The organism is Actinoplanes sp. NPDC089786, from assembly GCF_040684855.1.
Taxonomy (GTDB): Bacteria; Actinomycetota; Actinomycetes; order Mycobacteriales; family Micromonosporaceae; genus Actinoplanes.
In genome coordinates, this window is the sequence record NZ_JBFBGU010000001.1 from 1545116 (window position 1) to 1556697 (window position 11582).

Sequence of the window (11582 nt, forward strand, 5' to 3'; positions counted from 1 at the left end):
TTTGTCGTGCCGGGCGGCGAACACCGAGGCGGCGCTGCCGGCCGGGGCGAAGGCCCGGGCGTGTCGCGCTCGGCGTCGGCGAGGATCCGGAGCCGCGCGCACCATTCTCAACCCGCGCGCCGATGGGTGACCTCGGGAAAGACAGCGCGCCCTCGCCGCGGGGGACGGCGAGGGCGCGGTCGTGGGGCGTTACCCCACGTCGGGCCCGCGGGGGCGGGCCCGGAGACTGCGACGGCTCAGCGGGTGCCGAAGTCCTGGGTGTAGTACGGGGTGCCGTTGGCCGCGTAGATGGCGCCGACGCCGACGGCCTTGGCCCGGCAGTTGACGATGTTGGCGCGGTGGCCGGGGCTCTTCATCCACCCGGCCACGACCTCGGCGCCGGTGCGGTAGCCGTAGGCCACGTTCTCCGACAGGGCGCCCACGTAGCCGGCGCGGGAGGCGCGGACGGCGAATGTCGAGTTGCTCGAGCCGGTGTGGCTCATCCTGTTGGTGCGGGCCTGGTAGGCGCTGTGGCCGCGGGCCGCGTAGCCGAGCTTGGCGTCGTTGCGGAGCCGGGCGCAACCGGCCTTGACCCGCTGCACGTTGGTGGCGTTGAAGATGTCGACCTGCAGCTGCCCGACCGTCGGCGCCGCGGCCTGAGCCGGGGTCGCCAACGCCATCACGCCGAACAGGGCGGCGGGGACGAGGGCGATCTGGGCCAGGCGGCGGACGATCGAGCGCATGTGAGCTGCCTTTCGGAGTGCGGCGCCTGGCTCGTGTCCGCCAGGTTCAGCATTCCGATCGGCCCGCTCCGGGGCGCCTGAAGGCCGCTACAGGTGCCTTGCCGTGACCTCTGAGTTGCGGGACGGGTGAGTAGCGCCCAAGGCTGTCCAGCACGGGAACAGCCCGGTTGCGATCACGGTGTCAAGGCCTCGATCCGGGCGGCGTAGCGGCCGTGGTGGTGGTGGGTACGCACGAACGCCACGCCCCGGTCGCGCTGCGCGGTCAGATCGGTTCCGTGCAGCGCGGTCATCGCGCCGGCCGGGTCGGTGGTGTAGACGGCGGCGTCGCCGAACGCGGGCCGGTGGCTCGGTGGCAGCAGCACCACACACCCGGCGGCCAGCGCGGCCAGCACGGCCGGATCGGGATCGGCCGGCGGCGGCAGCGGCAGGTAGAAGTCGAGCTGGTGCAGGAAGGCGCGCTGGTCCAGGTCGGTGGGGCGATAACGCAACCATCCGGGTACGCCGTGACAACCGTCCAGCAACCTGACGTCGACAGCCGGGTCCCGCGGAAGGCCGGCGCCGCCGCCGATGCAGCCTGCCACCGGACGGCCGGGTCCGGCGGAACGCCGGTCCAGCCGCCAGTCCTCGGCCGCCACGGTCGCGGGCAGGTCGACCGGGGTGAGCGGCAGCCCGGCCAGCGCCTGCCGGGTGCGCGGCCCGGCCGGCGCCAGCAGCGGCTCGGCGTGGAAGAGCCGGCGCGAGGCGTCGACGCAGCGGCGCGGCGACCGGGACGACTCCACCACGACCCGGGTGGCCCGCACGCCGCTGGGCGCGTCCGGCGGATGGATCAGCACGGCTGGGTCGCGGACCACGACCAGCCGGGCCCGGATGTCGTCGGTGATGTCGACCTGCTCGGCCGCACCGTCGTTGACGGCCTGCTGGACGGCCGGGTCGAGGTCGGCGGGACCGAGCCGCAGCCGGGCCGGGTCGTCCAGGTGCAGCAGGGCGACGCGCAGGCCGCGGGCCTTGAGGGCGTGGAACTGGCCGAGCCCGCCGTCGGGCCGGGTCCAGTCGGCGGCGAGCACGACGTCGTAGGCCCGCCGGCCCCGGCGTTCCAGCAGGGGCCACGGGCGGCCGGGCGAGGCGGCGGGGTGGCGGTGCCATCTCCGGTACGCCGAGCGGTACGACCGCAGCGCCGGAGCGAGATGCGGCGGCGGCGCGGATCGGGTCAGCGCCAGCAGGTCGGGCCGGGCGGCCAGGGACAGCCGCTCGACGTACTCGTCGTCCCCGCCGTGCCGGACCTCGTCGAACCGGCCGGCGCCCCGCCGTACCAGAAAAGGGCCTCGAAGCGCGCGGGTCACGGTCAGGTCGCCGGTCACGTGCAGCGCGCGGCCCACGACGCCGGCCCACGACGACGCGCGAAGGGCGGCGACCTGCACCGCGAGCCGGGACGGGTGCGACCAGGCGTCCGGGTCCTGGAAAGTGACGTAGTCGCCGGTGGCCCGGTCGAGGGCGGCGTTGCGGGCGGCGTACACGCCGAGGTTGGCGTCGAGCCGGAGCAGCCGCACCCGCGGATCGAGGCCGGTCGCCTCGGCGAACACGCGGTCGTGCCCGTGCGGCGACCCGTCGTCGACCAGCAGGATCTCCTGGTTGGTCCAGCTCTGCGCGGCCAGCGAGCGGATCGAGGTGATCAGTTCCGGTCCGGGGGCGTACGCGACCACGATGCTGGTGACCCGCTCCGGGTCGCCGATCCGATGCACGATCGGCGGGGTCCGGGCCGCCTCGAGTAGTTCGCGCGCCTCCACCACTCAATGATCAACTACGGAAGGGGAGTTTCGTACGAGACGCGCGTGTCGTTCAACCAGGTGTGAACGCCCGGGTCCTGCTGGTCGGCGACATGACCGACCGCCTGCTCGCGGTGGCCGCCCGGTTGCCGGCCGCGCCGATCCTGTTGACCAGCGCGGCGGAACTGCCGCGGGCGCCGCTGCTGATCGAGCACCTGCCCGAGACGAACAGGCCGCGCCGCGAGACGCTGCTGCGGGACCGGCTGCGTCACCTGATCGAGGTGCACGAGATCGGCACCGTGGTGCTCGACGGCGTACCCGAGGACGGTCTCCTCGCCGCGACCGCCGACCATCCGGGGGTGACCTGGCTCTGGCTGCGCCCGGCGATGTGGCGGCGTGGTCAGGGGCTGCGGTGGCGCGGTCGGTCGGCGGCCTTCGACGCGGTGCTGGAGCCGGGTGAGTTCGCGACCGCGGGCGACGAGGGCTGGACCGTGTACGACCGGGAGGGGGTCACCACGGTCGCGCCGATCACCGCGCTCGACCGGGCCGACCTGCTCGACCGGGCGGCGGCCCGGGAGCGGCTCGGGCTGGGCGACGAGCCGGCCGTGGTGTGCCGGGGCCTCACCACCACGGTGCCCGGCTTCACCGTCATCGAGCCCGAGGCGCGGGCGTTGCGGGCGGCCGACCTGGCCGTCGCCACGGCCGGCTACACCGCGTACCACGAGCTGCTGGCGGCGGGGGTGCCGACGGTGTTCGTGCCCGACGAGGACGCCGGACCCGACGACCAGCTCGCGCGGGCCCGGTTCGCCGCCGCGGCCGGTGCGGCGCTCTGCGCCGAGCGGGCCGCCGACCTGGCCGACCTGCTCGCGCTCGCGGCGAGGCCGGAGGTACGGGCGGCGCTGGCGTCCCGGTGCGCGGAGGTGGCGTTCGAGAACGGCGCCTCGGCCGCGGCCGAGTGGGTCGGGTCGCGCGCCTCGCCCGCCTCGCCCGCCTCGCCGGCGCCGACCGGCCGGGGGCCGCGGTCGTGAGCGAGCGGCTGCGCTGGGAGCTGGCCGGGGCGCGGGCCGAACGGGACTGGTGGCGGGGCCGGGCCGCGGAACCCGGACCGGATGCCGTCGAGGTGGTCGTGGCGGCCGGGCTCGGCGTCGAGGAGCTGCGGGCGCTGACCGCGGGGCTGGCCCGCGAGACCGGTCCGGCCACCGTGGTGGTCACCGACTGCCCGGAGTTCCGCCTGGCCCGCGCGGCCGGGGTGGTGCTGGAGTACCTGCCGGACGCGGCCACCTGGGAACGGCATCGGCCCGGCGTGCCCTGGGACGATCTGCTGACCCGGCGGCTGACCCGGATCCTTCTCGATCACGGGCCGGGTCACATCCGCCCGGCGTGAACCACAATGGAGGCATGCCGTCTGCCGCCGCCACGTTCGCCGAGATCTCCGACACCACGCCACCGCCGGGCACCCCGGCCCGCCTGGGCACGGCCGTCGTGCTCGGCGGCAGCATGGCCGGGCTGCTCGCGGCGCGGGTGCTCGCCGACCACGCCGACACGGTCCTGATCATCGAGCGGGACGAGGTCTCGGGCGCAGAGCCGCGCCAGGGCGTGCCCCAGGGCAGCCAGGTGCACGCGTTGCTGGAGGGCGGGAAGCTTCAGCTCGAACGCTGGTTCCCGGGTTTTGCCGACCGGGCCGTGGCGGCCGGGGCGGTGCGGGTGCCGACGCAGCGCATGGTGTCGTACTCGCTGGGTGTGCCCAAGGTGGCCGGCGCCGACCTCGACCTGCTCACCTCGACCCGGCCGTTCCTGGAGAGCCGGGTCCGCGCCGAGCTGGCCCAGGTCCCGAACGTCAAGGTGATCACCGGCCGGGTCACCGGGCTCGAGTTCGGCGCCACCGCGGTGACCGGTGTGCGGCTGGAGACCGGCCGAGAGCCGGCCGACCTGGTCGTCGACGCGATGGGCCGGGCCAGCAATGTCAGCGGCTGGCTGGCCGAGGCCGGCTGGGACAAGCCGCCGATGACCCGGGTGACCACCGGCATCAACTACGCCACGGCGTTCTTCCGCCGGCCGCCGGGCGGCTACGACGTCGACCTGGGCCTGGCCTTCCAAGCACCCGACGCCTTTCTGCGCGGCGCGAACTTCACCCCGATCGAGGGCGACCGCTACATCATGATGGTGGCCGGGGTCGGCGACGACCGGCCCGGTCGCACCGTCGAGGACATGGTCCGGCGCTGCCGCACCGAGCTGCCCGAACCGTTCGGGGTCGTGGCGAGCGGCGAGGTGGTCCGTGACGTGCTGACCTATCGGCAGGCGGACAGCCGGCGCCGCGACTACACCGCCTGCGAGCGGCTCCCGGCCCGGCTGGTCCCGGTCGGCGACGCGGTGGCCTCGTTCAACCCGATCTACGGGCAGGGCATGTCGTCGGCCGCCCTGCACGCCTCCTGCCTGGCGAAATACCTCCGCACGGACCCCGATCTGGACGCTCCGGCCCGCGCCTTCCTGGAATTGCAGAGGGTCGTCGTGGACGCGGCGTGGGGCATCTCCACCTCCGGGGACGGCGCCGAGGTGTCGTGGCTCGGCCGGCTCCGGCGCCGGATGGTGCAGCAGGTCGTCGAGGCGACCACCACCGACCGCGAGGTCAACAAGCTGTTCCAGGCGGTCATGCAGATGGAGGCCCACCCGACCGTGCTGGCCCGGCCCGACGTGCTGTGGCGCTCCTTCCGCGCCCGCGGCAACCCGCTCCCGCCGGTGACGCCGTCGCTAGTCGACGAGCGGGGCGAGCTGCGGCGCGAGCAGCCGTGACCAGGTGGCGGTCATGTGGCCCGGGTCGCGGAAGACCAGTACGTTCCCGACGATGACCGGGCAGCGGGCCGGCGTGCAGAACCACGGCGTCGGGTCGATCACGGTCACGCCCTTGGTGCGCAGCTTGGTGGCGATCGCCCGGCGGCGGTCCGGCCCCGGCAGCGCGCTGTCCGCCGCCACCTCGCAGGCGCGCGGGTTCGCCGGGTTCCGCGACAGGCATGCCAACGGCGGTCGCGCCTGATAGGGCGTGTCCTCCAGGAGGAACAGCCGGGCGCCGCTCGACGCGAGCTGGTCGGTGGTCTCGGCCCAGCCGGCGAGCCAGGCCCGGTCGGTCCAGGTCGGATCGGTCAGCGGTACGCCGGAGGCGTCGACCACGGTGCCTCCGACGGCGGCCGACGCCATGAACACCCGCGACGGCCGCCGCGCGGCGATGTACGCCCACGCGTTCCGCCGCCACGCCACACACTCGTTGAAGGGCCGGTTGAGCTTCACCTGGAAGATCCGGGTGGCCGCGGCCGAGCAGGAGTTCTTGGTCACCACGAGCAGGCGCCAGTGCCGGTCGCGGGCGATCGCCTCGAGCGCCGGGAACCAGTGCGCGGCGTGCGAGTCGCCGTAGAGGACCACGGTCTCCGGTGAGGTCACGTCGCCGTACGCGCAGGGCCGCCGGACCGTCGGGTCGGTGAGCTCGGACGCGCAGCCGTCCGGGTAGACGCGCGGCAGGTCCTTGTTCGCCGTACGCAGCGACGGGGTGAGGTTGGCCGGGACCGCCGGAATCCTCGCGGCCAGGCGCTCGGCGGACCAGGCGGTCAGGACCGGCGCGCGATAGCGGGTCACCGGCGCCCGGTCGACCCGGGTCACGGCCAGGTATGCGGCCGCGGCGAGCAGGCTCACGACCAGGCCGGCGGCCACGGTCCGGCGTGGGCGGTCGCGCAGGGCGGTCAGGTGACGGAGGGGATTTTCGATGATGGCGTACGTCAGGGAAGCGGCGACCAGGGCCGAGGCGGCCAGGGCGAGCTTGACCGGCAGCGTCGCGGTCACGCCCAGCGCGGCCGGGCCGATGGTCAGGAACGGCCAGTGCCACAGGTACCAGGAGTAGGAGAGGCGCCCGACGGCCTGCAGCGGCGATTCGGAGAGCAGGCCGGACGGCGCGGTGATGCCCCCGGCCAGCACGGCCAGGGCGCCGGCCACGGGCAGCGCGGCGGCGTACCCCGGGAAGGGGGTTTGTGAATCGAGAACGACGGCGGCCAGCGCGATGGCGACCAGGCCCGCCCCGCTCAGCGCCGAGGCGAACCGGCGGGGAACGCGCGGCGCCAGCACCGCCAGCAGCGCGCCGGCCCCCAGCTCCCAGGCCCGGGTATGCAGTCCGAAGTAGGCCCACGTCGGGTTGGCCGCGGTCTGCCACAGCGACACCGCGAACGAACCGGCCACCACCACGATCAGCGCGACGGTGACCCCGCGCCGCCGGCCCAGCGCCCACCCGGCCAGCAAGAGCATCGGCCAGACCAGGTAGAACTGCTCCTCCACGGCCAGCGACCAGAAGTGCTGGAGCGGCGACGGGGCGGTCTCGGCGAACAGATAGTCGGCGCCCGTGGCGGCCAGCCGGTAGTTGATGCCGTAGAGCGCGGCGAACAGCCCGTCACCGGCGATCTCCGGTGTCCGCAGGGGCGGCAGCCAGCGTGCCGCCGCGGCCACCGTGACCCCGCTGACCAGCAGCGCGGCCGGCAGCAGGCGGAGGAAGCGCCGCGCGTAGAAGCGGGCCAGCCGGCGCTCGCGGACGAGCTGCCCGGTGATCAGGTAGCCGGAGATGACGAAGAACACGTCCACCCCCGCGAAGCCGCCGCGCACCACCGGGACGCCCGCGTGGAAGAGCACCACCAGCAGCACCGCGATCGCGCGCAGCCCTTCGATGTCGCGGCGCCTGGTCGGCTCGGCGGCTTTTTGCCGGTGTTGCCGCGGATAGGTGACCGTCACGTGTCACCCCTTCCGCTCCCGGTGTCCGATCTCAGACCCTCAACGGACACGTGCCGGGCGGGGTTGCGGTCGATATCGACCCATCTGCGTCGGTGCCCCCTAAGGGTGCGGCTCAGGCGACAGACTGATGCGGGACGTTGCGTCGAGAGCGCATGGTGGAGACCGGGCCAACCGACGGAGGCAATGATGGGCAAGGGCATCGCATACCTGGTGGCGCTGATCGCCGGCGTGGTCGTGGTGGGGTGGGTCGCGGTCAACGTGCTGGGCGCCCTGTTGGGCTGGGTCTGGTACCTGATCATCGGCGCCGCGGTGATCGGTGGCGGCGCCTGGCTCTACAGCCGGGTCAAGCGTGAGATCGCCCCCGGAACCCGCACCCAGCGCCGCATCGAGGCGGCCGCCAAGACCTATCGGATGCGCAACCGGTAAGGGCGGCGGCGGGAAGCTAGGCTTGCGGACGTGTTCGACAACCTCAGTGACCGCCTCAACGGCATCTTCACCAAGCTTCGCGGCAAGGGGAAGCTGACCGACGCCGACATCGACGCCACCGCGCGCGAGATCCGCCTTGCGCTGCTGGAGGCGGATGTCGCGCTGCCCGTGGTCCGGTCGTTCATCAGCTCGCTCAAGGAGAAGGCGCGCGGCGCCGACGTCTCCCAGGCGCTCAACCCGGCCCAGCAGTTCATCAAGATCGTCCATGAGGAGCTCATCGAGATCCTCGGCGGCGAGGGCCGGCGGCTCCAGTTCGCCAAGCAGCCACCGACCGTGATCATGCTGGCCGGCCTCCAGGGCTCCGGCAAGACCACGCTGGCCGGCAAGCTGTCCCGCTGGCTCAAGGGCCAGGGACACCAGCCGCTGCTGGTCGCGGCCGACCTCCAGCGGCCCAACGCGGTCAACCAGCTCCAGGTGCTGGCCGGCCGGGCCGGTGTGGACATCCACGCCCCCTCACCCGGCAACGGGGTCGGCGACCCGGTCCAGGTCGCCCGCGAGGCCATCGACGTGGCCCGGCGCACCGCCAAGGACATCGTCATCGTCGACACCGCCGGCCGCCTCGGCATCGACGCCGAGATGATGCAGCAGGCCCGCGACATCCGCGACGCGGTCAACCCCGACGAGGTCATCTTCGTCATCGACGCGATGGTCGGCCAGGACGCGGTGGCCACCGCCGAGGCCTTCCGCGACGGCGTCGGCATCACCGGCGTGGTGCTCTCCAAGCTCGACGGTGACGCCCGCGGTGGCGCCGCGCTCTCCGTCCGGCATGTCACCGGCGAACCCATCCTGTTCGCGTCGACCGGTGAGAAGCTCGAGGACTTCGACGTCTTCCACCCCGACCGGATGGCCAGCCGCATCCTCGGCATGGGCGACGTTCTGACCCTCATCGAGCAGGCCGAGACGGCCTTCGATGACGATCAGAAGGAGAAGATGACGGCGAAGCTGCTCGGTGGCGAGCAGTTCACCCTGGAAGACTTCCTCGACCAGCTGATCGCCGTCCGCCGGATGGGCCCGATCGCCAACATCCTCGGCATGATGCCCGGCATGGGCCAGATGAAGGACCAGCTGGCCGAGCTCGACGACAAGCACTTCGACCGGGTCACCGCGATCATCCGCTCGATGACCCCCGGCGAGCGCACCAACCCGAAGATCATCAACGGCTCCCGCCGCGCGCGCATCGCCAGCGGCTCCGGCGTCACTGTGATGGACGTCAACCAGCTGCTCAACCGCTTCACCGACGCCCAGAAGATGATGAAGCAGATGGGCGGCATGATGGGCCTGCCCGGCGGTGGCCGGCGCAAGGCCACGAAGAGCCCGAAGAACAAGCGCAAGGGTACGAAGGGCGGCAGCCGCGGTCCTCGTCCCGGCGGCCTGCCCCGCGGCGGCGGAATGCCCCAGCTGCCGCCCGGCTTCGACCCGACCGCCCTGGCCGGCGACGGCGCCCAGGGCCTGCCGCCGGGCTTCAAGCTCCCCAACCTCGACTTCAACAAGCTCATGAAGCCCAAGAAAGACGACGACAAGTAGTCAGGCGACAGCTAGTCTCATGTCTAGTAACATCGACGGCACCCCTCGTGAGGAGCTGTCGATGACTACTGCCTTCAGCCGTCCCGATCTCCACCCCGACGTGCAGGACCTGCTCAATCGCACCGATGTGACCGTCGCTGAGCTGGCGCGCCTTCCCGAGGATCTTCGCTATGAGTTGATCAACGGAAGGCCCGTCTTGTCCCCCGCAGCGCCGACGGTTCACAGCATCATCTGCCGCGCGATCGCCAACGCCATCGATGTCGGCTGCCCGTTCGACTACGCGGTCGGCGAAGAGCGGGCGGTCATGGTGGACGAACACACCGAACGACGACCGGACATCCTGGTGATCGAGGCGAGCGCATCCCTGGACTCGCTGATTCATCACACCGACGTCCTGCTCGCGGTCGAGGTCGTGTCGCCCAGTTCGATCAGCCGGGACTGGAAGATCAAACGCAAGCAGTACGCGGTGAGCGGCATCCCGTCCTACTGGATCGTCGATCTGTACACCAAGCAGATCTCCTTCACCCAGTTCCTCCTCGGCGACAACAACGTCTATCACCGGCACACCGAGACGACCGACGTGGTGACGGTCGACGTGCCGTGGGAGGTCACGATCGATCTGCCGGCCCTCACCCGTCGCCGCAACGAGTACATCGCGCGGGCCTCACGGCGCTGACGTCGGCCGGATCGGGTAGGAACGGCCCATGGTCGGGCCGTTCCCGTCCGTCGGGTGGGTCAGAGGTCCTGGATGGCGATCGGGCGGGCGCCCCACGGGCAGTACGTGGTCGAGGTGATGGCGTGGGTTTCGACGTCCTCGGGGGTGCCGTCGCAGATCTCGATGTCGGCATCGACCTGGCGGGTGCCTTCGAGATGCCAGGTCCAGCCGATGTTCTCGTTCGCGGCGCCGTAGACGATGCGGCCGCTCGGGTGGCTGGCGTTGTCGCCGCCGGCCAGCTGGTCGCGGGCCGCGGCGATCGAGTCGGTGTCGTTCAGGATCGACTTGAAGGTCGAACCGTTCTCATGCACGTACGTGACCAGCACGCTCGAGGCGGTGGTGGGTTCGGCGGCCATCGCGGGTGTCGCCGCCATCGCGCCGGTGGTCAGGGTGGCTGCCATCAGCAGGGTTACGGCTGTGCGCTTCTTCATGTCTCTCCACAACGGACCGAGCCCGAGGCGGTTCGGACGAAGTAACGCGATTCATATTTTACGGACATCTAGGTAAGCGGTGATCGTGGTAGGAACGACCCGTGGCGTTGCATGTGCGTGGGGTGGTTCTCCCCGAGGGTGTAGTCCGGGATCTGTGGCTGGTCGGAGACCGGGTGACCTACGAACCGGTCGCGGGGGCGGAGACCGTCGCGAGCGAGGGCTGGGTCCTGCCGGGGCTGGTCGACGCGCACTGCCACCTGGGCATCGCGCGGGGGCCGCGGCCGATCACCGGGCTCGACGAGGCCCGGGAGCTGGCCTACATCGACCGGGACGCCGGTGTGCTGGCCCTGCGCGACGCCGGGTCGCCGTACCCGTACCCGGAATTGGACGACGAACCAGGCATCCCCCGCCTCGCCCGCGCGGGCAAACACGTGGCCGCGCCCCGGCGGTACCTGCGGGACATCGGGATCGAGGTGGCCGGGGACGACGTCGCCACGGCCGTCGCCGAGCAGGCCAAGGCCGGCACCGGCTGGGTGAAGATCGTGGGGGACTGGCTCGATCGGGAGACCGGTGACCTGGCGCCGAGCTGGGACGAGGCGACCATGACGGCCGCGGTCGAGGCCGCCCACGCCAACGGGGCGCGGGCCGCGGTGCACACGTTCTCGGAGGAGGGCGTGGCCATGATGGTGCGCGCCGGCGTCGACTCGGTCGAGCACGGCACGGGCATCACGCTGGACCTGATCGACGAGATGGCGCGCCGGGGGACGGCGCTGGTGCCGACGATGATCAACATTTTGACGTTCGGGACGATCGCCGACAAGGCAAGGGCGAAATTCGGCGGGTACGCCGACCACATGATCGCGCTGCGTGACCGGTTCCCCTCGGTCGTGTCGGCGGCGTACGAGGCGGGCGTACCGATCTTCGTCGGCACCGACGCGGGCGGCGGCATCGAGCACGGGCTGGCCGCCGACGAGATGCTCCTGCTCCAGCGGGCGGGGCTGCCGGCCGAGACCGTGCTGGCCGCCGCGAGCTGGGGCGCGAGGGCGTGGCTGGGCTTCCCGGGCCTGGTCGAGGGCGGGCCGGCCGACCTCGTCGTCTACCCCGCCGACCCGAGGAAGGACCTCGCCGTGGTGAAGGCGCCGAGCCGCATCGTGCTCCGGGGGCGAGTGATCAAGTAGCC

At 72.5% G+C, this 11582-nt stretch carries 11 protein-coding genes; 7 read left to right on the forward strand and 4 right to left on the reverse strand.

All coding sequences use genetic code 11. The features are described from left to right. Positions 1-236 precede the first annotated feature (236 nt). Together AB0O15_RS07470 and AB0O15_RS07475 are read right to left on the reverse strand one after the other, a co-directional pair. Positions 237-722, reverse strand: a complete 486-nt coding sequence (locus AB0O15_RS07470; RefSeq protein WP_364315315.1) for a CAP domain-containing protein — start codon at positions 720-722, stop codon at positions 237-239. A gap of 173 nt (positions 723-895) precedes the next feature. After that, positions 896-2506, reverse strand: coding sequence for a glycosyltransferase family A protein (locus AB0O15_RS07475; RefSeq protein ID WP_364315317.1), 1611 nt, complete (start codon positions 2504-2506; stop codon positions 896-898). 62 nt (positions 2507-2568) lie between these two features. Here AB0O15_RS07475 and AB0O15_RS07480 point away from each other — a divergent pair, with 62 nt between their 5' ends. Genes AB0O15_RS07480 through AB0O15_RS07490 form a run of 3 tightly spaced genes read left to right on the forward strand, consistent with a single transcriptional unit; the run spans position 2569 to position 5275 of the window. Continuing rightward, complete coding sequence (locus tag AB0O15_RS07480; RefSeq protein ID WP_364315319.1) at positions 2569-3513, forward strand: glycosyltransferase; 945 nt, start codon at positions 2569-2571, stop codon at positions 3511-3513. Then, on the forward strand, positions 3510-3869 hold the full coding sequence (locus AB0O15_RS07485; RefSeq protein ID WP_364315322.1) for a hypothetical protein: 360 nt from the start codon (positions 3510-3512) through the stop codon (positions 3867-3869). Before AB0O15_RS07480 ends, AB0O15_RS07485 begins: the two co-directional genes overlap by 4 nt. A gap of 14 nt (positions 3870-3883) precedes the next feature. After that, positions 3884-5275: an FAD-dependent oxidoreductase gene (locus AB0O15_RS07490; RefSeq protein WP_364315324.1), complete on the forward strand. Its 1392-nt coding sequence runs from the start codon at positions 3884-3886 to the stop codon at positions 5273-5275. Here the strand turns inward: AB0O15_RS07490 and AB0O15_RS07495 are convergent. After that, positions 5234-7246, reverse strand: coding sequence for an acyltransferase family protein (locus AB0O15_RS07495; protein ID WP_364315327.1), 2013 nt, complete (start codon positions 7244-7246; stop codon positions 5234-5236). The two genes, AB0O15_RS07490 and AB0O15_RS07495, sit on opposite strands and share 42 nt — an antisense overlap. 186 nt (positions 7247-7432) lie before the next feature. On the opposite strand from AB0O15_RS07495, the gene AB0O15_RS07500 reads away from it, so the two are divergent. The 3 genes from AB0O15_RS07500 to AB0O15_RS07510 all read left to right on the forward strand — a co-directional run bounded on the left by AB0O15_RS07500 (position 7433) and on the right by AB0O15_RS07510 (position 9932). Further along, complete coding sequence (locus tag AB0O15_RS07500) at positions 7433-7672, forward strand: hypothetical protein (protein ID WP_364315329.1); 240 nt, start codon at positions 7433-7435, stop codon at positions 7670-7672. Between the two features lie 30 nt (positions 7673-7702). Further along, on the forward strand, positions 7703-9256 hold the full coding sequence (gene ffh / locus AB0O15_RS07505) for a signal recognition particle protein (RefSeq protein WP_364315331.1): 1554 nt from the start codon (positions 7703-7705) through the stop codon (positions 9254-9256). Positions 9257-9317: 61 nt separating this feature from the next. Beyond that, positions 9318-9932: a Uma2 family endonuclease gene (locus AB0O15_RS07510; RefSeq protein WP_364315334.1), complete on the forward strand. Its 615-nt coding sequence runs from the start codon at positions 9318-9320 to the stop codon at positions 9930-9932. Positions 9933-9991: 59 nt separating this feature from the next. Here AB0O15_RS07510 and AB0O15_RS07515 read toward each other — a convergent pair whose 3' ends face one another. Further along, a complete protein-coding gene (locus AB0O15_RS07515; RefSeq protein ID WP_364315336.1) occupies positions 9992-10402 on the reverse strand; it encodes a hypothetical protein in 411 nt (136 codons plus the stop codon). 101 nt (positions 10403-10503) lie between these two features. On the opposite strand from AB0O15_RS07515, the gene AB0O15_RS07520 reads away from it, so the two are divergent. Further along, positions 10504-11580: an amidohydrolase family protein gene (locus tag AB0O15_RS07520; RefSeq protein ID WP_364315337.1), complete on the forward strand. Its 1077-nt coding sequence runs from the start codon at positions 10504-10506 to the stop codon at positions 11578-11580. Positions 11581-11582: the final 2 nt, after the last annotated feature.

Coding starts and splice junctions, on each gene's coding strand:
- AB0O15_RS07470 (WP_364315315.1), bottom strand. CDS start 722: ATGCGCTCGATCGTCCGCCGCCTGGCCCAGATCGCCCTCGTCCCCGCC.
- AB0O15_RS07510 (WP_364315334.1), top strand. CDS start 9,318: ATGACTACTGCCTTCAGCCGTCCCGATCTCCACCCCGACGTGCAGGAC.
- AB0O15_RS07515 (WP_364315336.1), bottom strand. CDS start 10,402: ATGAAGAAGCGCACAGCCGTAACCCTGCTGATGGCAGCCACCCTGACC.
- AB0O15_RS07490 (WP_364315324.1), top strand. CDS start 3,884: ATGCCGTCTGCCGCCGCCACGTTCGCCGAGATCTCCGACACCACGCCA.
- AB0O15_RS07500 (WP_364315329.1), top strand. CDS start 7,433: ATGGGCAAGGGCATCGCATACCTGGTGGCGCTGATCGCCGGCGTGGTC.